Raw genomic sequence first — 23,350 nt, 5'->3', positions numbered from 1 at the left:
TTTTTGCAATTTTAAAGTAAAAAGATGTCTTAATATAAAAAAAAAATGTATCTTTGCAACTCTAATTTAGTGACAAATAAATCTATTTATGAAAGGAATCGTACTTGCTGGTGGCAGTGGCACACGCCTCTACCCGATCACGAAAGGTATTAGTAAGCAGCTGATACCTATCTTCGATAAGCCAATGATCTACTATCCAATTTCAGTATTGATGTTGGCTGGCATCCGAGACATTCTGATTATATCTACGCCTCATGATTTACCTGGTTTCAAACGCTTATTTGGTGATGGCAAGGACTTTGGCATCCACTTAGAATATGCAGAACAGCCTTCGCCAGACGGACTTGCACAGGCCTTCATCATTGGTGAAGACTTCATTGGAGACGACAGTGTCTGCCTGGTTCTTGGCGACAACATCTTCTACGGTTCCGGATTCACAGCACTATTGAAACAGAGCGTTATTAATGCCGAGAAACATAATCTGGCCACCATCTTTGGCTATAATGTCAACGACCCCGAGCGCTATGGCGTCGCAGAGTTTGACGAAGAGGGCAACTGCCTGAGCATTGAGGAAAAGCCCGAACATCCAAAGTCTAACTATGCTGTCGTAGGTCTTTATTTCTACCCCAACAGCGTCGTTGAGATAGCTAAGAACATCAAGCCCAGCGCACGCGGCGAACTTGAAATCACAACAGTGAACCAGGAATACCTGAAACGAAACGCCTTAAAGGTGCTGACACTGCAGCGCGGTTTTGCCTGGCTTGACACAGGCACCCACGACTCATTGTCGGAAGCTAGTACCTTCATTGAGGTCATCGAGAAGCGCCAAGGCCTGAAAGTGGCATGCCTTGAAGAGATTGCTTACAAGAAAGGCTGGATCTCTAAAGAACAGCTCCTTGAAGTTGCTCGCCCCATGAAGAAGAACGAATACGGTCAATATCTGATCAACCTAGCTAAATCTAAATAAGAACAACTAATACCAATTATAATAGTATATGGAAGATACCAAAAGAAAGGATCTTGTTGACGGCATCCTTAACCAGCCACAAGAAGAGGAATCCTCTTTCGATTTTAGAACCATTTTCACTCTGGTGATACTCAACTGGCAATGGTTCTTGCTATCATTGTTCGTATTTATCTGTGGCGCATTATTCTATCTGCGCTATACGGCCCCCGTCTTTCAGACATCGGTCAAAATGCTGATTAAGGACGAAAACAACAATCGTCGTTCTAACGGTCAGCTGCTGGCCAACATGCAAGATTTCGGAATCATCTCGAACTCTGCAGGTTTCGAGAACGAGATTGAAATTCTGCGTTCCAGCATCCTGGCCCGTGAGGTGGTAAAGGACTTGAAACTCTATACGGAATATGAGAGCGAAGGTCGCATCAAGAGAACACTGATTTACAAGAATCAGCCTATCAACGTGGACCTCGACCCTGAAAGCCTGGAGAGACTTGACAAAACTCGCGGCAGCATCAATTTGAAGTTAGAAAAGGAGGGCAACACCTATCGTGTGGAAGACGTGAATGGCGAATTTGCCGGTTCTTTCAAGTCGCTGCCAGCATCTATCAACACGCCTTACGGCACACTGACCTTCACCAAGAACCCTATCGTCGAGGAGAATGAAAAGGAAGCTAGACTGCTGATTCTGCGCAGAGGCGGCAAGATAGATACAAGTGCAAAGAAGGATGAAGAATACACAATGTATGTCACCATCACCTCGCCAGTAAGAGTGGCCACGAAATATGCCGGTGCACTGAACGTTGCTCCCACATCGAAGGTCACTTCAATCGCCGAACTTTCAATCAACGACCTGATTCCCGAACGTGGTATTGACTACCTGAAGCACTTGGCCGTTTGCTATAACAGACAGGCTAATGCCGACAAAAACGAGATTGCCTACAAGACGGAGACATTCATCAACAAGCGACTGGAGAAAATCAATGCTGAGCTAGGCACCACCGAAAGCGAACTGGAACACTATAAACGTAGCAACAACCTGGTGCAACTGAGATTGGACGCCACGCAGATCATGACGCAGTCTAACCTCTACTATGGTCAGCTGTCTGAAGCCAACACGCAGATCCAGCTGCTCGACTATCTTCGCGAGTATATGGATGACAAGTCCAACAGATATCAGATCATACCTTCTAACGTTGGTCTAACAGACAGGGTATCATCGTCACTTATCGACCAATATAATAAGGTAGTGCTGGACCGCAACCGCCTGTTAGCTGCTGCCAACGAAAACGCGCCCAACGTCATTACGCTCACCAACACCTTGGATCAACTTCAGAAGAGTATCGACGATGCTTTGATTCAGGCACGCCGCACGGCCGACATTGAGCGTATGGGCATTCAGAAACGCTACGACACCTTCCAGACCAAGGTTGAGAACACCCCCGAACAGGAGCGCGTGCTCACACAAATAGGACGCCAGCAAGAGGTGATGTCTGGGCTCTACCTGCTGTTGCTGCAAAAGCGCGAGGAGAACTCTATCTCACTGGCCGCCACTGCAGACAAGGGACGCCTCATCGACGACCCCGCCTTTGGTGGAAAGGTTAGTCCCAAGAGTTCTATCATCCTCTTAGGTGCCTTGCTGCTGGGCTTTGCCCTCCCCCTGCTCATTGTATATGTACTGCAGCTGCTGCGCTACAAGATTGAAGGTCATGAGGATGTAGCTAAACTCACCAACATACCTATCATTGCCGACGTAGCTGTGGCCACGGAATCTGTTAAGACCGCTGCTGGTATTGTGGTTCACGAAAACACGAACAATCAGACAGACGAGATATTCCGCTCAATGCGTACCAATATCAACTTCATGATGAAGGAAGACCAAAAGGTCATCATGTTCACATCATCTACCTCTGGTGAGGGTAAGACCTTTAATGCTGCCAACCTTGCAGTCAGCTTCGCTTTGTTGGGCAAGAAGGTAATCCTCCTAGGTCTCGACATCCGAAAGCCTGCCTTGGGCCGTCTCTTCGACATCAGAGACCGAGAGAGAGGTATCACAACGTTGCTGAGCAAACAGAACATCAGCGACAGTGATCTTAAAGAGCAGATTATGTCTTCGCGTATTAACACCAACCTCGACGTTCTGTTGGCAGGTCCTACACCTCCCAACCCCACTGAATTGTTGGCCCGCGAGAACCTGGGCATTATTATGGATATGCTGAAGCAGGAATACGACTACATCATCCTCGATACCGCACCTGTAGGCTTGGTAACAGACACCTTGCAGATCGGTAAATACGCAGACGTTACCGTTTACATCTGTCGTGCCGACTACACGCCGAAATCCGCATTCGAGAATATCAATGCCCTGAACCGCGATGGCAAGCTGCCTAACATGTGCTTGGTTATCAACGGTGTGGACATGTCTAAGAAGAAGTATGGCTACTATTACGGCTACGGCAAGTACGGCCGCTACGCACGCTATGGCCGTTATAGCAACTATGGTGGCTATGGTGCCTACGGCAACTATTCAGAGAGCCACTATGGCAAAGCAGACGACAACTCAATTAAACGATAGACTATGACAATTGCAGTTGACTTCGACGGAACCATCGTGAAGCATCGCTATCCTGCGATAGGCGAAGAGATTCCGTTTGCTATAGACACACTTAAAATGCTGATCAACGACCACCACAGATTAATTCTGTGGTCGGTTCGTGAAGGCAAACTCCTGGAAGATGCTATCAGTTGGTGTCGCGAGCGCGGTGTAGAGTTCTATGCCGTGAACAGGGACTACCCCGAAGAGACCATCGAAAACAATCAGCACTTCAGCCGTAAGCTAAAGGTCGATGTGTGGATAGACGATCGTAACCTTGGCGGTTTGCCAGACTGGGGCACCATCTATCGCATGATCAGTCAGCGCAAGACGTGGGACGACATCATCAACGAGGAGCTCTCAAGTCATCATCTGGACACCTGCAAGGATCAGAACGCCTCTAAAAAGAAACCTTGGTGGAAGTTTTAAACCACCAAGGTAAAGACAATAAAAAAAAGAGAAGGAACCCATTTGGATTCCTTCTCATTTTTTTCAGCAAGTTCTTCTTACTTCACCTTAGCTACGATAGCCTTGAAAGCTTCGGGGTTGTTCAGGGCGAGGTCAGCGAGAACCTTACGGTTGATCTCGATGCCAGCCTTGTGCAGGGCACCCATCAGCTGTGAATAGCTCATACCCTCCAGGCGAGCGGCAGCGTTGATACGCTGAATCCACAATGCACGGAAGTTGCGCTTCTTATTGCGGCGGTCACGGTAAGCGTAGGTCAGACCCTTCTCCCAGGTGTTCTTAGCTACTGTCCACACATTCTTGCGGGCTCCGAAGTAACCGCGAGTGAGCTTAAGAATGCTCTTACGTTTTGCTCTTGATGCAACGTGATTTACTGATCTTGGCATAATTTTCTTTCTTTAAATGTTAGACAATAGGTTAATTAACGGAGACACAACAGGTCACGAACCTGCTTCATGTTACTGTTGTCAACGAGAGTTGTACCAACCAGATTACGCTTTTGCTTCTTAGTCTTCTTAGTCAGAATGTGACTGTGGTAAGCGTGATGTCTCTTAACCTTACCTGTACCGGTGAATGAGAATCTCTTCTTGGCGCCGGAATTTGTCTTTACTTTTGGCATTTTTTTATTGTTTAAATTGTTATTAATAATTGATGGCAACGCATATACCGGGCGTTACGCATCTGTTTCTTCTGTCAGTTTCTTCAGCGCATCAGCACTAATCTTGGCATTTGCAAGCAGACCGCCATTTGCGGGTGTCTGATCGTCTGCTACCGTCTCAGCCTTCTTAGCTGCATTCTTCGACTCAAGAGCTTCTGCCTCACGGTCGCGAGCCTGCTGGCTCTTCTTGGCTACGCCTGCCTTCTTTGGTGCCAGATAGATAAACATCTTCTTTCCTTCGAGCGAAGGCATTGACTCTACCTTACCAAACTCCTCAAGGTCGTTGGCGAAACGCAACAGCAGAACTTCACCCTGCTCCTTGAAAAGGATGCTTCGACCGCGGAAGAACACGTATGCACGTACTTTGTTTCCCTCTTCCAGGAATTCCTTAGCGTGCTTCAGCTTGAACTGATAGTCGTGCTCGTCGGTCTGAGGTCCGAAACGGATTTCCTTAACCTCCACCTTCACCTGCTTGGCTTTCATCTCCTTAGCACGTTTCTTCTGCTGGTAGAGGAATTTTGAATAGTCGATGAGTCGACAAACAGGTGGATTGGCATTGGGTGAAATCTCGACGAGGTCGACGCCCTCATCACGTGCCATATCCAAAGCCTGCCTTGTTGGCACAACCATAGATCCGCTGTCACCTACGATGCGGACCTCACGTACACGAATCTGTTCGTTGATGCGGTACTGATTCTGTTTTTTGTCTATTTTCATCAAACTATTTTTGCAAATCGGCTGCAAAGTTACAATATTTCAGCGAATTAGCAAAACTTTTTAGGGTATTTTTTCTTAAGAATCCACCGAAAAAGTAAGAAAATAACTAACTGTTTATTAAATGCAGCAAAAAAAATCTGCCAAGTTGTCTTTTTTCGAAACTCAGCAGATTATGGTTTTACTTATCTTACAAGGAGTTAAGCCTTACTAAAATCGCTTTTTCCCACACCGCAGACAGGGCATACCCAATCATCGGGAAGGTCTTCGAAGGCTGTACCTGGCTCGATGCCATTGTCGGGATCACCTACTGCGGGGTCATATTCATAACCGCACACGTTGCATACATACTTTTCCATAAAATTGTTCAGTTTAAGTTAATAAAAAGGTAATGTCTGTGGGCAAAGATAGCATATAATTATGGAATGTGCAAACTTTCTGAGGGAAAAGTACAATGGGCAGCCACAATATTTATTATTCAGTATGAACAAATACGACTTTGCCGTAACGAAAGTGGTGGTTTACACCAACGAAAGTGGAGGTTTACAGCAACGAAAGTGGCATGTTTATGGAGTAACAGTAAAACTACGGCATAGAATCTAGCCCCTAGAAAGCCTCATTCTAGCCCCTAGAAATGACTCGTCTAACCCCTAGAAACAACCTATCTAGCCCCTGGAAATGACTCGTCTAGCCCCTAGAACGAGAATAAAACAGCAACTATTGCGAGACAAAAGTAGCACTATAAGACAAGAAAAGTGGCACTATTCCATGGGGAAAGTGCCACTTTTATGATATGAAAGTAAAATACTTTAGAAGTTCTTGGTCTGCTCAGCCACCTCAGCATTGATCTTATCGATGAACTGCTGGATGGTCATGGTAGCCTGCTCGCCACCACCCTGCTGACGCATAGAAACGAGACCTTCGGCTGCTTCTTTCTCGCCAACGATGACCATGTATGGGATACGCTTCAGCTCATTGTCGCGAATTTTGCGACCCAGCTTCTCGTTGCGCAGGTCGATGCTGCCACGAACGCCCTGCTGGTTGAACTGCTCAAGTACTTTCTTGGCGTAATCGTTGTACTTCTCAGAGAGAGGAAGAACAACCACCTGATCAGGAGTCAACCACAAGGGGAAGTGACCGCTGGTGTGCTCGATGAGCACAGCTGTGAAGCGCTCCAGCGAACCGAATGGTGCGCGGTGAATCATCACAGGTGTCTTCTTCTGGTTGTCCTCGTCGGTATACTCTAGCTGGAAGCGCTTAGGCAAGTTGTAGTCCACCTGAATGGTGCCCAGCTGCCAACGACGTCCGATGGCATCTTTGATCATGAAGTCGAGCTTAGGACCATAGAAAGCGGCCTCACCATATTCTACCTTAGCGGGAAGTCCTTTTTCCTCGCATGCTTCCTGGATAGCCTTCTCGGCCAGTGCCCAGTCTTCGTCGCTACCAACGTACTTCTCGTGGTTGTTGGGATCGCGCAGAGAGATCTGTGCCTCGAAATTGAAACCGAAGGCAGAGAGCACTACGTTGATGATGTCCATTACGTTGAGGAACTCCTGCTTAACCTGGTCAGGACGACAGAACAGGTGGGCATCGTCCTGAGTGAACGAACGTACACGTGTCAAACCGTGCAGCTCACCGCTCTGCTCATAGCGATATACAGTACCGAACTCGGCAATGCGCAGAGGCAGATCCTTGTATGAACGGGGCTTCCAAGCGAAGATCTCGCAGTGGTGAGGACAGTTCATGGGCTTCAACAGATACTCTTCACCCTCCTCGGGAGTATTGATGGGCTGGAACGAGTCCTTACCATAGTGATCCCAGTGACCTGAGGTGACATAGAGGTTCTTAGAACCGATATGTGGGGTGATGACTTCCTGATAGCCGTAGCGCTTCTGCACCTTGCGCAGGTGCTCCTGCAGACGGAGACGGAGGTCGGTGCCCTTTGGCAACCAAATGGGAAGGCCCTTACCTACTTTGTCAGAGAACATAAAGAGTTCCATCTCTTTACCAATCTTGCGGTGGTCGCGCTTCTTGGCCTCTTCCAGCATCACGAGATACTCGTCGAGCATCTTCTTCTTGGGGAATGAGATACCATAGAGGCGCTGCATCTGCTCACGAGTAGCATCGCCACGCCAGAAAGCGCCAGCAACAGAGGTCAGCTTGATGGCCTTGATCTCGCCGGTGTCCATCAAGTGAGGACCACGACAAAGGTCGGTGAAGTTGCCCTGTGTATAGGTGGTGATGGTGCCATCTTCGAGGTCCTGCTCAATGTGCTCACACTTGTAGGTCTGACCATTGGCAGCAAACTCTTTCAGAGCGTCGGCCTTAGCCACCTCTTTGCGAACCACAGGCTCCTTCTTAGAGGCCAGTTCACGCATCTTATTCTCGATGGTAGCGAAATCGCTCTCCTTGATGCTCTCGCCATTGGGCAGCAGTACATCATAGAAGAAGCCACTCTCTACAGCAGGACCAAAGCCGAACTGAATGCCAGGATACAATTCCTGGAGTGCTTCAGCCAGCAGGTGGGCAGAGGTGTGCCAGAAAGTGTGCTTACCCTGCTCGTCGTCCCACTTATAGAGTTCAATCTGTGCATCCTCGTTGATAGGACGGTTCAACTCTACCGTTTCACCGTTTACGCCGCAAGCCAGAACGCTGCGTGCCAGAGCCGGTGAGATACTCTCGGCAATCTGTAGTCCGGTTACGCCCTGCTCATACGAGCGAACAGATCCGTCCGGAAAAGTAATGTTGATCATATTTACAATATATGTTTAAGTTTAAATCGCCTGCAAAGATAGCACAATATTTTGAAACAGCCTAATTCTTGCGTACCTTTTTCACCGTCTGTCCTTGTTTCACGACATAGATACCTGGTGAGAGGCTTTCCATGATTTGACCACAATACTGACCCGACACATTGTAAATACGCCAGGGCTGCTCGCTCACCGCGCCTGCGTCTTCGATACCGTTTGGTTTGGGCACAAACACATAGTTCAAGCGCTTGTCCATCCATTCAACACGTTTCATCAGGTACTGTCGCACCACGTCGACCTCCAATCGGTAGTTTCCCCACGCCATGGGGTTCTGGTGAACATACTGATCGAGTATAGGCCAGCGCAGAAAGTTCAGCCTTTGGGATGCCTGGAGTACCTCTTCCATGGAGTCGACAAAAGCTACCAGGTTCTCCTCGTTGAGTCCTTTCTGGCGGGCATCGTCCCATATATCTACCATCCTCATGACAGAAGAGGCATCGTTGATGACTATTTTATCGACAAAAGACCTCATCGTGCCTGCACAACTGCCCTTGGTGCGATACACGTAGTCAGACAATGAGTTGACAGGATAAGTACGGTTATCGTTGTCGAAAGCCAAATCGAAATCCCACACGGGTCCTGTATAGAACAGACTCTCACCGCGGTTTTTATACATATAGACACTCCAATAAGTGTCGGTGTTTCCCGAGAGTTCGCCAACCAGGAAATGGCGCAGGAAAGACTCTTTGTCAAGATAGCGCGACGTGTTAGACTCCATCATATTGAAACGCTCTTCGATATAGTCTCTCTGCTCTGCCGTGATACTGTCGGAATCGGGCGATTTGATGGTGACGGGAAGGCCTTTCTGGGAGTAAAACCACGAGTCTTCGTCGCCAGCATAGGCATCGATCTCCACCAGATAGCCACCGGTCAGTTCTGTTCCACTATTATCCTGTGGAGTCATCTCGGTGATGTTCACTCGATTCTTGTTGATTTCAATCTGGTCACACAGATGGTAACAGCCCTTGTACTCACCGTTCAGCAGCACATCAACTGGTGTACCAAAGGGGGTATAGCTCATGCCGAGTCGCTTGCTCAGCTCGAAGGCCAGCAGGTTTCGCATCAGCGACTTGTCGCCGTAGTTATTGATCAACGTCCACTTCTTAGCCTTGGCAGGTGCGTCAAGCACGCGCTGCTTTTTATCGAACTTGATGCGATAGGGTTTCTTGGGAAAACTTCTTGACGCATTTCCGCGTTCACGCGTGGTGCCAGGTTCAGAGAGAAGTGTGGTGCCATCGTCAGAGATGATGGTCAGCTGCGACACAATCTGGTGTTCCTTATCATAAGGAATCTCATTGTTCTGCGTATGAATACTGACTGTTGGCAGGTTGGTCAGCTGATAGAGATGGCTGTCGTCTCCTACACCCTTATGTCCGTAGAACTCCAGTTCTGCAATATTACATCTGGCATCCGACGGGCCCACATAGCGCACATAGCGGAAACCGCGACTACAATTCACATCGGCATAGGAAAAAAGTCCGATGGTTCCACGTTCCGATATAATATATATAGGTAGGGCATCCATAAAGTCGGCACTATTGGCACCTTCGAAAACGCCCAGCACCACACGCGCCTCACCATGACTATCGTTGCGAGGCGACCATCCCACGCGGGTAATCACATAGGGCTCTCCCAAGTCGAGTCCGGCCCATGTGTAACTTCGGTCATACGATGCGAAATAGGTGTCAAGCTTCCCATCGAACGCCATCGCATAGGTGTTGACCGTCGTCGACCTCTGTCCATTAGAATAATCCACTGAATAAGGCGTACCTATAAGATGGCCTGTCAGTTTCCCATCGGCTTTCATCAGCGTGAAGTGCATCAGGCATAATGAAGCCAAAAAGAGTTTTCTCATAATTACTTTACTACTTACTATATTTTTTAATGATACTATATGCAGTATATAAGCCGAGCTCACCGGCTTTGCTCAAATCGCGTATTCCCTCCTCCACGTGTTGGCTGTAGATAAGACAGAGTCCGCGATTGAAATAGGCCTCGGCCAGATTGTTTTCGATAGCTATCGCGGCGCTATAGTCTGCAATAGCCGATTCATAGGCTTTTCTTTGCGCATGCAGGTTGCCACGATTATACAACAAGTAGGCATTCTGCGGACAGAGTGCCAAGGCATGGTTGAAGTCGGCCAGCACATTGGCATTCTTCAACTCTATGTTTGTGCCTTCGGAAGCCTGGAACTGGTTGATGCGCGACTGACAGACAGCACGCTGCCATAGCGCCAGAACCGAAGTGGAATCGATGTGCAAATAGGTAGAAAGGTCTTCGATAGCCCCTTCATAGTTCTGTATAGCGGAATAGGCAACTGCACGCAGCAACAAGTTTCTGACTGCCAATTGTGTATCGTGCGACTGGTCGATGGCGATGCTGAGGGAGTCGATATACGAGAAGTAGGAAGACGACAACTCTGCATCCATCACCTCCTGACTGTTGCTGACAAAGAGTTGACGTGTGCTCTGCTGGTTGAAGGTCTCCACCATTCTGTCGAAATGCGCTGCTGTGTTCACCTCGTTGTGCTGCTCGACAAAGGATAAAGAAAACATGGGCTGATAGACCATCTCCACCTTGTGATTCTGCACTCTGCCACGATAGCTGTTCTGATACTCATGCTCCACCTCTTGGGCATCTTCCACCACCAGCTGGTTGTATTTCTCGGGATCTACATCGCTGCGCTTGCGCAACTTCTGCGGATCCAGCCTGGGTTGCTTACCATAAAGGTGCTTGTATAGCTGTGCCTTATAGACCGTAAACTCATCTTTTTCGGCTTCTTTCACCATACCGAGCCTTCTGTAGCATGAGGCTCTGAATTCCAGTCCTGTCCAGAAATTAGGATATTCCTCAATCACCTTTGTATAGTCGCGTATGGCAGCCCTCAAGTCGCCGGTCTTGTCTAGCAACACAGCACGATTGAAAAGCGCCATCATATTGTCGGGTTCCAACTTCAAGACGAAGTCAAAATCGGTAATGGCTCTGTTGTCATCGCCCACCTGTGCGCGCAACAGCCCTCGGTTATAATGACCCAAAAAGTTGTTGGGCTCCAGATCGAGCGCCATATCATAATCGGCCATCGCGCCGCGAAGGTTCTTGCGGTTGAAGCGTACCAAGGCGCGGTTGATGTGACATCCGGCATGCTTGGGCATCAGGCGGATGGCCTCATCTAATTGCACTTCGGCTTTCTTCCAGTCCTCACGCGACAGCGAAATGATACTCATGGCGGCCCACGTATGGCCGTCGTAGGGATCTATCTCCATGCTCTTCTCGAGCGCAGTAATAGCCTGCGTCGTGTCTTTCATCTGCATATAGACGTCGGCACGCATGGAATAGGCCTGTGCGTAATTGCTCCATCGGCGCTGAATGGTGTCTAATTCCAGCAGGGCCTCGCTGAAATCCTCGTTCTGTATGTGACAGAGCACCCTGTTGTGCCACAAGCCTTTATTCTCGGGATTGTACTTGAGTGCCTGCGTATAGTCGGCCGCGGCGGCGGCATACTTCTTCTGCTGTATGCGGGTTAGTCCGCGCAACTCATAGATGCTGACCACATAGGGGTTGCGCTGAATAGCCTCTGAACAATCGGCCTCGGCTCCACTAAAATCATCGAGATAGTATTTCGCTACGCCACGAAAGAACCATGGTTCGTAGAGATAGGGTTTTGCAATGATAGCCTGATTGAAATACTGCATTGAAAGCACATAATCCTCGTAGTAGAGTGCTGATCTTCCAATAGCAATCAGGCGGTCTGTATTAAACTGAGCAAAACTCTTGATATGACCAAAAAGAGAAAACAAAATAACGAGAAAAAGCCACGTAAAAAAACTACGCAGCCCATTTCTCGTTATTCTATTTTCTGCGAAATTCATCTTCTGACAGGCTTTGTCTTGTATCCGCAACGGTAGCGGCCTTGGGTCAACGCCTTCAACTTGCTCTTGATGAGCTGCTTGCGAAGAGGTGATACTCTGTCCACAAACATCTTGCCATCCAGATGGTCGAATTCGTGCTGCATTACACGTGTCAGATAGCCCTCCACCCACTCGTCGTGAGGCTGGAAATCTTCGTCCATCCACTGCACACGAATACGTGTGGGGCGGGTCACCTTCTCATGGATGGCTGGCAGCGACAAGCAACCTTCTTCCAGCGACTCCATCTTTGTCTCATCGTATTCGATAATATGCGGATTGATATACACTCTCTTAAAGTCTTTATACTCGGGCATATCCTCTGACAGTGGGTCCAAGTCGATCACAGCCAAACGGATATCCTTTCCCACCTGAGGGGCTGCCAAACCAATACCTTCAGAATCTGCCAGCGTCTCCCACATATCTGCAATCAACTGCTTCAATCCAGGATAGTCTGGGGTAATGTCTTCTGTCACCTTACGCAGTACAGGTTGACCATATATATAAATAGGTAGAATCATTCAGATATCTTTTTATAATTAATACTTCTTCCTTGAACGCATGTAGTCTTCCAGAATAATCGTAGCAGATATTTCGTCAACCAATGCTTTGTTCTGACGTGCCTTCTTCTTCAACCCGCCGTCCAACATGGCTTGATGTGCCAACACCGACGTGAATCGTTCGTCGAAATACTCTATGGGCACCTGCGGCATGGCTTTCTTCCAGCGATTCACAAATTGCTGGATGCGTGCCATATTCTCGCTGGCCTGACCATTCATCTGCTTGGGTTCTCCAATCACAATACGCTCGACCTCCTCTTGCGCGATATAGTTTTTCAACCAATCGAACAGTTCAGAAGTAGCGACAGTCGCCAATCCTCCAGCTATCAGCTGCAGAGGATCAGTGACTGCCAGACCTGTTCTCTTTTGACCGTAGTCAATTGAAAGTATGCGAGCCAATGCTTTTATTTTGCGTTGAACAGCAACCAAGCATCGGGATATTTAGCACGCAGCTGATCGCGGCTTGACACAGCATCAATCTTGCTATCGAAGGTAGATGCTACGACACGATACATCACGCGGCTGGGAGTCTCGTTCTTCACAATCTGTGCTGCATAACCATTGTTCTTCAGGTTCTGCTGCTCTCTCTCGGCATTAGCCACAACAGTGAATGAACCTACAACCACGCTGAAGTTCTTCAGACCTGCACCGCTAACCAGTGTGACATTCTCCTGGCGAACAGCCACGTTATCAACATTGTCAATAACCTGAGTCTGCGTAGCAGGACGAGTAACAACGGGTGTAACAACAGGAGTCTCAGTAACCTGCTGTACAGGTGTCACCTGCTGATCCTGCTGCATGGCAGCCTGAGCCTGAGCCTTCTCATAAGCCTTTTTATATGCACTCTCACTTGACTTACAACTTGTCATCATCATGGCCACACAAAGGCCAGCACAGAATACGATGTACTTTTTCATAATCTAAAATTAATGTGTTCTTTTAAAATATTTTGTGCGAAATTACAAATTATCAATGAAAAATAAGACAAATCTGTGCATAAACTTTGTTAAATGGGTACAAATATGGCGTTTTTAACAAAAAATCGCACCTATTTCTAGGTTCTTTTGATATTTATTTATATTTTTGCCTTTCAAAGAAATTTAATATTCACAACAAAACGACAAACATTATGAAAGGATTAGGTTATTTTGGCGCATTCCTTTGTGGAGCAGCTGCCGGTGCAGCCATAGGTATGTTGGTAGCCCCTGCAAAAGGTAGCGAGACACGAGAAAAGATATCTGAGACACTCGACGAGTTTCTGAGCAAGCACAACATTAAATTGAATCGCAAAGAGGTCGGCGACCTGGTCAATGATTTGGAGAACGCTACAGAATAGTCATTTACAATTATTCTGAACTTATGTTATCTAGCGACAAGAATGTGGATGCATTGACCCATCTGCTGGATGTCATTGCACACTATCTGGGACTTCGTGTAGAATACACGAAACTGACTATTATTGCCAAGAGTGTCAAGCTGATTTCGGCTGCCGTCCTGGCATTAGTCATGTTGCTCTTGACTGCAGGCATCATCCTATGCCTATCCGTTGGCGCAGCCTACTGGATTGCTACCACATTTGGTGTCATCCAGGCCTCGCTGACGCTGGCCGGCATTTACTTGATAGCGATGATTATTGTCTATCTGGGCAGAAAGGTATTCTTCGAACGACCTATTGTTAGATTCCTAACTAAGCTGCTTTTGGAGAAGAATTAAATTAGGAAAGGAACGAACATCATGGCACGAAAAAGACCTATTAGAGAGTTTAACTCGCTCGAAGATATTGAATTGCGCAAGGCTCAACTGGCCGACAGCATCAATTCCGACGAGAAAGAAATAAGCCTCACCTGGCAATACATCAACCTCAAAGAAGAGAATGCCAGTATCAGCGACCGCATCTCAAGCGCCATCTCTTATGGTTTGATGGCCTACGATGGAGTAATGACCATTCGTAAGCTGAAAAACAGATTTGGCAGTTTGCGCAACATCTTCAGGAACATATAAAAACAAAACTGATGGGCTACTCGAAGTAGCTCATCAGTTTGTTTTTCAACTCTGTAAACTTCACGGAGTCTGGCAGCGTAACTAGCCTGCCCTCTGTTTTTATCTCCGTCACCGGCATCAACTTGATGACAACAATATGTTGGTTGATATCATCCACAATCTGATGCGAATGAGCAAACGAAGCATCTAGCAGCACAACGCTATATCCGAAGTCTCGATCCTTCCCCACCCTGTTCAGCACCTGCTCTGACGTCTCGGCATAAACCACACGACAACGGTCTAACATCAGTTCGCGCAACTCATTAAAACGTGCCACATTCTGTGTAGCAAAGAGCAATTTCGGAACAGACGGATCCATCTCTGCCTTCAGGTTCTGATCTATATATCTACGCAACAGGCGTTTATTTTCCGACACATTCTTCACATTCAGAACCATCTTCGGATTGCCGTCTTTATTAATGTATCGACCGCCGATACATAAATCCAAATCTTCAACGCACTTTGTGTCATCGCCATCATAAATCTCCATACCTACTTCCAAATCATGAATATTATCTCTACGCTCAAACGCTTTTGAAATGACAAAACGCACCGGACAGTTCTTGCACGACATGCCCGAACCGCATGCACCATGATCGCAACCGACCTTGCAGCGCAACACATTACCCAACAGATTGGGCTGGGCTTTCTTAGCACCTGGATTCAAGGCATAATAGTTGGTTTCTTCCACCTCGAACTTATCGTTTATCAGAAAGGCATAGCTATTCAGGTTTTGCACCAACGTATTCATCTTATCGACTCTAGAACGAAGACGAAATGTTCTGACTTCCATCCAAACCACGATGCCTGCCAAGGTCAGCAAAGCGACAACTAATACATACACAATCATATTCACTCAATTTTAGGTTAATAATCAATATTTTTGAAACTTAGACGATATTTAATATCTGACCGTCGTAAGCCAATCTGACATCATCTGGCAGATGCCGGTTCACTTCCTCGTGAAGTCCCACATCATGACACATATGAATCAAAAAAGTTTGCTGGGCACCCACGCTGCGGGCAAAAGCTATCGCATCATCTACCAACTGATGCGAATGGTGAGGCCGGTCGAAACGAAGTGCATTGACTGCCAGCACCTCTACGCCCTTGAGCAGGTCTGCCTGTTCAGGCTCTATGGTCTTCATATCGGTGATGTAGGCAAACTTACCAAAACGGTAACCAAGGATGGGCAACTTACCATGCATCACCTGAATGGGCAGTATATCAATGTCGCCTATCTTCATGGCTTCGCCTGCTTTTATCTCATGTAGTCCGATGGCGGGCACACCCGGATAACGATGCTCTGCAAAGCAGTATGGCAACATCTGCAACATATTTTGACGTGAGATACCATCGGCATATACGTTCATCTCGCCAAACTGACAATAGGGGCGTATATCGTCCAGACCTCCTATATGGTCATAGTGAGAATGAGTAATCAGAATACCATCAATCTTCCGAAACGACTGAGGTAATATCTGCATACGGAAATCAGGACCACAATCTACCAACAGGCGTGTGGCTTCTGTCTCTACCAGTATGGAGCAACGCATGCGTTTGTCCTTGGGGTCGGTACTCCGGCAGACCTCACATTGGCACCCTATGACTGGCACGCCACACGATGTTCCTGTTCCAAGAAATGTAATCTTCATGCGCTTCTATCTCGTTTTTTTATTCTATATGATATTCACTTCGGGCTTAATGCAGATACCAAACTTTGTCATGACATCGCGACAAATGGCATCACACAGGTTCACCACCTCCTGTCCCGTGGCACCACCACGGTTCACCAGCACCAACGCCTGCTTAGCATGCACGCCAGCGCGGCCCACAGTGCGCCCTTTCCATCCACATTGGTCTATCAACCACCCTGCGGGCACCTTCTCATGAGCCTCGTCGATATAATAGTGAGGCATCGAGGGATATTGCTGCTGCAAGGCCTCAAAAACGTCCCTGCCTACCACTGGGTTCATAAAGAAGCTGCCAGCATTGCCTTCCACCTTTGGGTCGGGCAATTTTTCCTGACGGATGGCAATAATCACCTCGCGTAACTGCTTAAGCGTCGGCTCTGCAATCCCCTGCTTATCCAACTCGGCACGGATATTCCCATAGGCCACGTTCAGCGGCGCTTTGGTTGTCTTTAGGCGGTAGGTCACATACGTCATCAGATAGCGGTTTCTCCATTCGTGCTTGAACTTGCTATCACGATAGCCATAGGCACACGCCTCATTGTCAAACACACAAACTCGACCTGTAGCTATCTCAACAGCTTCGACCACAGTAATCAAGTCCTTTACCTCTGCACCATAGGCGCCAATATTCTGAACAGCAGACGCGCCCACCTCACCAGGTATCAACGACAGATTCTCTGCACCCTGCCATCCGTTTTCCACGCAGCAAGCCACAACGTCGTCCCACGTCTCGCCACTCCCAGCTTTCAGGAGCACATCGCCACCGGCAGTTTTTGCAGTCTCCATCCCCTTGATGGCAGAATGCACTACCGTTCCCTGAAAGTCAGCCGTCAAGAGCAGATTGCTCCCCTCGCCCACTATCAGCAGTGGTTCTTCGGCAGTCAGCATCTCAGCCACCTGCTGAGCCTCTTCCACCGTTTCGTACTCCACGAAGCGACGACATTTGGCCTCTATTCCGAAGGTGTTATGTTTAAGCAGACTATAGTTTTCCTCTATTCTCATCCTTTGTCCTTAAGTGATTAGTTTGGTCAGTTTCCAATGTCCCTTTATCAGTTTGAACGTCAGTTCCATCTCCATACCGTTAGCAATACCACGCAACACCAGCACTTTCACCGTCGAGGCGGGATTCTGATGTCCATACACAATATTATATTCTATATTGTTTGGCAGTTCGGGGGCAAAAGCATTCCAGAAATCGGGCGTTATCACACCTTCCATCATCGAGAAGTCGTCCTCAGGGTCTGGACCAACAAAGTCTATGGCCTCGCTCAGGCTCTCGTGCTGAAATAGTGAATCGGTAACAAATCTGTGATAGAAAGCCAGAAAAGAGGCATTCGGGTTATGCTGAAAAGCTTGATTGCGAAGACCTGTCAGTCGCCATTTCCCACCTTTTCTACGGAACTTATAGCGACTCACGTAAGAGGCATTCATAAAGAAATGCTCCACCGTCACCTCGCTAATTGTAGTATCCTTGATATGTTCCACCTGATCATTGTTATCCAACAAGAGCGTATAGAAATCCTTCTTCATAAAGAATTTCTCCATCTTCCATTGCTGTTTGGTTATCTCACCATTTCTCACAGCAATACTCTTCACGTTGGCAATTGTTGAGTCGGAGCTTACAGGTAAAGGAAACACTGTACGTTCCATTTGCAGTTTGTTGCTCGATGCATAGTTGAAAATAAAGTCATCAAACAGTTCTTCGGCCGACTGAGGCATCGGCGCATCCCCAATCTCCTCCACATAGTTTTCGCTATATAGTGAGTCGGCAGCCTCGTCATCAAGGCTGTAGTCCTCTGCTCCATGTTTTCCCTTGCAGCCTGCCAGCAGCATCGCCATCACAAGAGAAAAGAAAATCATTCTGTCAAGCATACTCTGAACCAATCAACGATATTTTCAGCATGCAAAGTTACTAATTAATTCTTCAAAACCAACAAACTACGATTAAAATTTGCCCGTTTCACTTTTTTTCTATACTTTTGCATCTGTTTTTACGCACAGAGGTCCCGTAGCTTAGCTGAATAGAGCGTCAGATTCCGGTTCTGAAGGTCTTGGGTTTGAATCCCAACGGGATCACGAAGGAAAAAAGGAGAATTGAAAATGAAAGCTCGCTTTCAAATTTTCGAGACTCCTTTTTTACTTTGTAGGATGGCTGGCGCCAGCCTACGGGGATCGACGAAATCAATCCCAACGGGATCACAAAATATTAAAAAGGTTTCAAAGAATAAATCATGCTTGTAATTCCTTGGAACCTTTTATTTTTTTGTAATTACAAAAGAGAACGACACGGGAGAATCAGGGGGACATTGTTTTGAGAAATCACAGAAAAGCATTATCTTTGCAGGCGGAATGTGAAACAAAACAATTGGAAAGAATGAAAACAGTTAATAGTTATCTCTGCCAGCTCACTGCCAAAGGTATTGTGATGCTGCTGTTGTCTTGCGTTTTTACCCTCAACATCCACGCACAGAATGGATTGAAGAAAGTCTATGACGAGGCTGTCAACCCGCTGGAGCAGATTGACAAGGCAGTGACCAAGGCCAAAGCCGAGGGGAAGTATGTGATCTGTCAGGTGGGTGGCAACTGGTGCCCCTGGTGCCTGAAGTTTGCCGACTTCATCACTAAAGATGCGGCTATCAGCGAGGTTATCGGCAAGAACTTCGAGTATATCCACGTGAACTACAACCCACGTAAGTCGCAGGATGCCGACAAGGTGGAACAGGACAAAGCACTGATGAAGCGCCTGAACAATGCCGGTCGTTTTGGTTTCCCCGTGTTCGTGGTGCTCGACAAGGAAGGTCAGGTTATCCACATCCAGGACTCAAGTTTTCTGGAAGAGGGACAAGGCTACGACCAAAAGAAAGTGCTGCGTTTCTTTGAGGCTTGGACGCCCCAAGCCGTTAACAAATAAAAGCGAGAGACTTATATAAGCGAGAGACTTATATAAGCGAGAGGCTGTTGGCAATAAACCAACAGCCTCTTACTTTATTTCTTAGTGCCAAACACCTGCCGATATACATGGCACGTAAACCAGCAGGAAAGTTTGCGTATTGATTGACAGACACTTTACAGCTCCTTCAGCAGCTCACGTACGGCAGCCTCCAGCTGTAGGTCAACACCCTTAACAACGGTCTCGGGGCGGTTCAGCACATGCACGTCGGGCTCCAGCTGTGTATTCTCCAGATAGGTACCGTCGGGCAACTGATAGCCAATAACGGGAACACCGAATATCAGTGTGGGATCCTGCAGCGTCTCCCAGTTCACCGAACTCATGGTGCCAGGCACGGGAGCACCAACCAACTTACCAATCTTCTGATGACTATACACCCAGGGCGTGCCGTGGGCATTGCTGTAGTTGCCCTCAGCCTGCAACATGATGCTGGGGTGGTTGTATCGTCGACTTGGCATGTCGCACGCCTCTCTGCCCCTGATGACCTGCGTGAAGTATTTATGACCCGAGAAGAGAATCTCGATATCCTCATGCAGACGTCCGCCACCATTGTAGCGTGTATCGATGACGATACCCTCCTTCAGGTTATACTTACCCAGAATGTCGGAATAGACATCGCGGAAGCTGGCATCGTTCATGCCCTCGATGTGCACATAGCCCAGTCGTCCGTTCGACAAGCGATCCACTTCGGCAGCCCGACTCTTGATCCAGCGTTTGTAGAGCAAGTTCTCCTGTTCCGACAGACTGATAGGCAGCACGACCTCGTCCCAAGTTCCGGCACTACCCTTTAGGCTCACCAGCGTTTTCTTGCCCCGGCACAGGTTCAGCAATTGAGCCAGGTCGGTATCCTTCGTCACAGCCTGACCGTTGATAGCAGTTAGCACGTCGCCCGCCTTCACCTTGCTGTTAGCCTTGCTGAAGGGTCCACCCTCCAGCACAGCCGTAATCTTAAGGCCATCGGTAGCCTCGGTCAAGTCGTAGATCAGTCCCAGCTGTGCCGTAGCATCGCCCTTAGCACCAGGACGGAAGCGTCCGCCCGTATGACTCACGTTCAGTTCGCCCAACAACTCGCTGAGCAATTCAGCAAAGTCGTAATTGTTGGCAATATGAGGCAAGAAGCGCGCATAGTTCTGCACCATCAAGTCCCAGTTGCAACCATTATAGTCAGTACGGAAAATCTTCTTATTGATTTGCTTAGCCACATGGCGCAACAAATATTCGCGCTCGGCAGCAAGGTCCAGCTTCATCTGCGCATCGTATGAGATAGGAGTAATCTTGTCGCCCTTCTCAATCTTCTTCATGCTGCTGCCCAGCGAATAGAGGTTACCATCCTGGTCCATCTGCAGCACCCCGCTGCCGCCCTTGCTCAGCAACTTAGTCTCGTGTTTGCGCAGGTCCATCTTCCACAGGTCGGGTGCGCCCTCGAAGGCCGAGAAATAGTACAGGCTCTCGCCATCCTTGCTCACGATGGCATCGCCCAGACGACTACTGTTGGGCGTCAGTCGCACAATACGGTCTTCGATGCCCTCAAACTCAATCGAGAGCACCTTGACAGAGTCCGTCTCAGCCTTTTTCTCCTTAGCCTTCTTATCGTTCTTCTTGTCGGCTGCATCCTTCTTCTCAGGCTTAGCCTTTTCCAGTTCCTTCAGCAGCGCATAGTCCTCGGCCGAAAGACGATAGCGATCGTAAGCATCCTGTGTAAGGAAAGCCAGGAACACATCCTCCTGACTGCCCCACGAGGCATGACTGCGCATGCCGTAGCGCTCGCTCTCGAACATGATAGCCTTGCCATCCATCACCCAACGCGGGCGACCACTCATGTAGCCACTCTGCGTGATGGGATGAATCTCGCCCCCCTCGGCACTCACGATGCCCTGGTCGGCATAGGGGTCACGTTTGTTGGCAATATAACTCAGCACAAACCACTTGCCGTCGGGACTCCATTCGTAGTCGAACCCGCCGTCCTGGTCGTACCACTTGCTGCCATCGGTGACCTGCGTCACCTTTTTGGTTTTCAGGTCCACCACCTTCAGTTTGATACGATCTTCGATAAAGGCCAACTTCTTGCCGTCGGGACTATACTTAGGACTGTGGCGCTCCACCTGCGAGAAGTCGATTTTGCCATTCAGTTGCAGCGCGGGCAGTTCAGGGAACACGCTCTCCTCCTTAATCAGCGTAGCATTGGCAAAGTTCAGGTCCTCGTCTCTGACGATGCTGGCCGTATAGAGTTGCCAGTTGCCATTGCGCTCAGAGGCATAGACGATGGTGCGTCCGTCGGGAGCAAAGTCCACGTCGGCCTCGGCACCAGCCGTCTGCGAGATGCGGTGCGTGGTAGCATACTCCGTGCTGGTGACGAACACCTCGCCGCGGGCCACGAAGGCCACCTGCTTGCCATCGCGACTGACCACCGCCTGGCGTGCCCCGCTTGTGAAGGCCAAGTCCCTGACCACGGGCTCGTCGTCGCGCGTCAGCGTGATATTCAGTTTCTGAGGTTTTTCGCCATTCTTCTGCGTATAGATCTCGCCATTATAAGTATAGCACAACAAGCCATTGCGTGCAGCACTCAAGAAGCGCACCGGGTGCGTCTTGAAGCTCGTCACAGCCGTAGGCTTCAGTCCACTGTCAGCCCCAGCCTTCTGGGCATACACATTCATGCTGCCACCATTGCGCTCACTGAGGAAGTAGAGCGTCTTGCCATCGGCGCTGACCACGGGATTGCGGTCTTCGCCAGCATGAGCCGTCACGTTGGTGTGCTGTCCGCTCTTGGCATCATAGAACCACACATCGCGCGTGATCGATGAAGTGTGATGCTTGCGCCACTCGTCCTCATAGCCCTTGCGGTCCTGATAGAAGAAACTCTTGCCATCGGCAGCAAAACTCAGCATCTCGGCCGGTGTGCCCAGCACTTGCAGGGTACGACCACCCTTTACGGGCACTTTATACAGTTCGGGCAGCGTGTTGTCGGGAAACAAAACACTCTCAGCAGGGTCCTGAATGGCGGCGCCAAAGAGCACCCACTTACCGTCGGGCGAGAAAGCCTGTGGCACCTCTGCCACGCTGTTATAGGTCAGTCGGGTAGCCGAACCTCCTTCTGCAGCCATGGTGAACACGTCCAGATTACCATGTCTGTCGCTGGCAAAAGCTATCTGCTTGCCATCGGCACTCCACACGGGCGAGCACTCATAGCTGTCTTGTGTGGTCAACTGCACGGCTGTTCCACCTTTTGTAGAAACTTTGTAGATGTCGCCTTTGTAGCAGAACAACACCTGCTGTCCGTCGGGGCTCACCATCACATCTCTCAACCAAAGGGGCGTAACCGCCTGACTCGCACTGGCTTGAGCCGACGAGCCTGCCATTGCTGCCATCATCATGGCAGCACGCATCCATTTTTTCATCGTCTTTTTCATCTTTATGCTATATTTTTCGTTTAGTCATTTTTCCAAGCTCATCAATTAATGAGCGCACAAAATTACATATATTCTGCGACTTTTCTACATATTTATTCATTTTTTAACACCAATCCCGCCGCCACTTCTACTGTTGTACACGCCACGGCAACACACCGACCATCACGAATGATGACTGGTAAGCGTCATAAACTATCTTAATAATCTATACAAAAAAGGCTAAGGAAGCGTAATGTTGTTACGCGAAGAGCGAACCAAGGATATGCCTTGATTGATATGAACCCCGAAAGTTAGACAAAAAACTTTTGGGGTTTTATTATGTCTGGAAGGAAACAAAAGAAACATGATTATGCAGACCGTTTGAAATATATGCGTCTGTTGGAGTCTGGCAGATCTATCCATTCTATCTGCACTGAGTATGGTATTAATAACAATCAGCTTCGTGTTCTATGGGCAAAGTATCAGCGTTATGGTGTGTCAGGCTTGCGAAAAAGCGAGATTATCAAGGCCGATTTTGCATTAAAGAGCCAAATTGTCCTTGATATTGAGGAAAATCACTTACCTTTGCATGTAGCTTCATTAAAGTATGGTGC

Annotated in this window: 23 protein-coding genes and 1 tRNA gene; 9 read left to right on the top strand and 15 right to left on the bottom strand. The window is 48.3% G+C overall.

Annotated features, from left to right (window positions below; translation table 11 throughout):
* The first annotated feature begins 88 nt into the window (after positions 1-88).
* The 3 genes from rfbA to T433_RS0108435 are packed head-to-tail and all read left to right on the top strand — an operon-like array spanning position 89 to position 3,983.
* A complete protein-coding gene (gene rfbA, locus T433_RS0108445) occupies positions 89-967 on the top strand; it encodes a glucose-1-phosphate thymidylyltransferase RfbA (RefSeq protein WP_027455503.1) in 879 nt (292 codons plus the stop codon).
* 28 nt (positions 968-995) lie between these two features.
* Positions 996-3,536 carry an exopolysaccharide transport family protein gene (locus T433_RS0108440; RefSeq protein WP_027450084.1) on the top strand — a complete coding sequence of 847 codons (2,541 nt, stop codon included), beginning with the start codon at positions 996-998 and terminating at the stop codon, positions 3,534-3,536.
* A 3-nt stretch (positions 3,537-3,539) separates the two neighbouring features.
* Entirely contained in the window at positions 3,540-3,983 is a 444-nt protein-coding gene (locus T433_RS0108435) for a BT0820 family HAD-type phosphatase (RefSeq protein ID WP_027450085.1), read from the top strand.
* A 77-nt stretch (positions 3,984-4,060) separates the two neighbouring features.
* Here T433_RS0108435 and rplT read toward each other — a convergent pair whose 3' ends face one another.
* From rplT to T433_RS0108385, 10 genes are all read right to left on the bottom strand, one after another.
* Positions 4,061-4,405 (bottom strand): 50S ribosomal protein L20, encoded by a 345-nt coding sequence (gene rplT, locus T433_RS0108430; protein ID WP_027450086.1) that lies wholly within the window; start codon positions 4,403-4,405, stop codon positions 4,061-4,063.
* A 35-nt stretch (positions 4,406-4,440) separates the two neighbouring features.
* Positions 4,441-4,638 carry a 50S ribosomal protein L35 gene (rpmI, locus tag T433_RS16245; RefSeq protein ID WP_027450087.1) on the bottom strand — a complete coding sequence of 66 codons (198 nt, stop codon included), beginning with the start codon at positions 4,636-4,638 and terminating at the stop codon, positions 4,441-4,443.
* Positions 4,639-4,692: 54 nt separating this feature from the next.
* Entirely contained in the window at positions 4,693-5,394 is a 702-nt protein-coding gene (gene infC / locus T433_RS0108420) for a translation initiation factor IF-3 (protein WP_027450088.1), read from the bottom strand.
* Between the two features lie 197 nt (positions 5,395-5,591).
* A complete protein-coding gene (rd, locus tag T433_RS16240; RefSeq protein ID WP_081778426.1) occupies positions 5,592-5,750 on the bottom strand; it encodes a rubredoxin in 159 nt (52 codons plus the stop codon).
* Positions 5,751-6,200: 450 nt separating this feature from the next.
* Positions 6,201-8,144, bottom strand: coding sequence for a threonine--tRNA ligase (gene thrS / locus T433_RS0108410; protein WP_027450089.1), 1,944 nt, complete (start codon positions 8,142-8,144; stop codon positions 6,201-6,203).
* Positions 8,145-8,205: 61 nt separating this feature from the next.
* Positions 8,206-10,056, bottom strand: a complete 1,851-nt coding sequence (locus T433_RS0108405; protein ID WP_081778425.1) for a CotH kinase family protein — start codon at positions 10,054-10,056, stop codon at positions 8,206-8,208.
* 10 nt (positions 10,057-10,066) lie between these two features.
* A complete protein-coding gene (locus T433_RS0108400) occupies positions 10,067-11,998 on the bottom strand; it encodes a tetratricopeptide repeat protein (protein ID WP_345938762.1) in 1,932 nt (643 codons plus the stop codon).
* A 68-nt stretch (positions 11,999-12,066) separates the two neighbouring features.
* The gene (gene def, locus T433_RS0108395) at positions 12,067-12,627 is read right to left on the bottom strand and encodes a peptide deformylase (protein ID WP_027455500.1); all 561 of its coding nucleotides are present in this window, start codon (positions 12,625-12,627) and stop codon (positions 12,067-12,069) included.
* Positions 12,628-12,645: 18 nt separating this feature from the next.
* Complete coding sequence (gene ruvX / locus T433_RS0108390; RefSeq protein WP_027455499.1) at positions 12,646-13,065, bottom strand: Holliday junction resolvase RuvX; 420 nt, start codon at positions 13,063-13,065, stop codon at positions 12,646-12,648.
* Between the two features lie 5 nt (positions 13,066-13,070).
* Entirely contained in the window at positions 13,071-13,583 is a 513-nt protein-coding gene (locus T433_RS0108385) for an SPOR domain-containing protein (protein WP_027450094.1), read from the bottom strand.
* A gap of 212 nt (positions 13,584-13,795) precedes the next feature.
* Between T433_RS0108385 and T433_RS0108380 the strand changes: the two genes are divergently transcribed.
* Genes T433_RS0108380 through T433_RS0108370 form a run of 3 tightly spaced genes read left to right on the top strand, consistent with a single transcriptional unit; the run spans position 13,796 to position 14,667 of the window.
* Positions 13,796-14,002, top strand: a complete 207-nt coding sequence (locus tag T433_RS0108380) for a YtxH domain-containing protein (protein ID WP_027450095.1) — start codon at positions 13,796-13,798, stop codon at positions 14,000-14,002.
* Between the two features lie 23 nt (positions 14,003-14,025).
* Complete coding sequence (locus T433_RS0108375; RefSeq protein ID WP_027455498.1) at positions 14,026-14,379, top strand: hypothetical protein; 354 nt, start codon at positions 14,026-14,028, stop codon at positions 14,377-14,379.
* A 21-nt stretch (positions 14,380-14,400) separates the two neighbouring features.
* The gene (locus T433_RS0108370) at positions 14,401-14,667 is read left to right on the top strand and encodes a hypothetical protein (RefSeq protein WP_027455497.1); all 267 of its coding nucleotides are present in this window, start codon (positions 14,401-14,403) and stop codon (positions 14,665-14,667) included.
* Between the two features lie 16 nt (positions 14,668-14,683).
* Here T433_RS0108370 and T433_RS0108365 read toward each other — a convergent pair whose 3' ends face one another.
* The 4 genes from T433_RS0108365 to T433_RS0108350 are packed head-to-tail and all read right to left on the bottom strand — an operon-like array spanning position 14,684 to position 18,260.
* Positions 14,684-15,556, bottom strand: coding sequence for a hypothetical protein (locus tag T433_RS0108365; RefSeq protein ID WP_155808441.1), 873 nt, complete (start codon positions 15,554-15,556; stop codon positions 14,684-14,686).
* A 40-nt stretch (positions 15,557-15,596) separates the two neighbouring features.
* Positions 15,597-16,361: an MBL fold metallo-hydrolase gene (locus T433_RS0108360; protein WP_027455495.1), complete on the bottom strand. Its 765-nt coding sequence runs from the start codon at positions 16,359-16,361 to the stop codon at positions 15,597-15,599.
* A gap of 24 nt (positions 16,362-16,385) precedes the next feature.
* A complete protein-coding gene (gene murB / locus T433_RS0108355) occupies positions 16,386-17,402 on the bottom strand; it encodes a UDP-N-acetylmuramate dehydrogenase (protein WP_027455494.1) in 1,017 nt (338 codons plus the stop codon).
* Between the two features lie 9 nt (positions 17,403-17,411).
* Complete coding sequence (locus tag T433_RS0108350; protein WP_162164189.1) at positions 17,412-18,260, bottom strand: DUF4348 domain-containing protein; 849 nt, start codon at positions 18,258-18,260, stop codon at positions 17,412-17,414.
* A gap of 142 nt (positions 18,261-18,402) precedes the next feature.
* Here T433_RS0108350 and T433_RS0108345 point away from each other — a divergent pair.
* Both T433_RS0108345 and T433_RS0108340 read left to right on the top strand, forming a co-directional pair.
* Positions 18,403-18,476 (top strand) — tRNA-Arg (locus T433_RS0108345).
* A 298-nt stretch (positions 18,477-18,774) separates the two neighbouring features.
* Complete coding sequence (locus T433_RS0108340) at positions 18,775-19,311, top strand: thioredoxin family protein (RefSeq protein ID WP_044109535.1); 537 nt, start codon at positions 18,775-18,777, stop codon at positions 19,309-19,311.
* Positions 19,312-19,466: 155 nt separating this feature from the next.
* On the opposite strand, the gene T433_RS0108335 is transcribed toward T433_RS0108340, so the two are convergent.
* Positions 19,467-22,721, bottom strand: a complete 3,255-nt coding sequence (locus T433_RS0108335) for a S41 family peptidase (protein WP_428837373.1) — start codon at positions 22,719-22,721, stop codon at positions 19,467-19,469.
* Between the two features lie 354 nt (positions 22,722-23,075).
* On the opposite strand from T433_RS0108335, the gene T433_RS0108330 reads away from it, so the two are divergent.
* Positions 23,076-23,350 (top strand): helix-turn-helix domain-containing protein (locus T433_RS0108330; RefSeq protein ID WP_027454494.1); only part of this gene is annotated, 275 nt, incomplete at its 3' end.

The organism is Xylanibacter brevis ATCC 19188 (genome assembly GCF_000621725.1).
Taxonomy (GTDB): Bacteria; Bacteroidota; Bacteroidia; order Bacteroidales; family Bacteroidaceae; genus Prevotella; species Prevotella brevis.
This window is presented reverse-complemented; position numbering and strand designations above follow the sequence as displayed.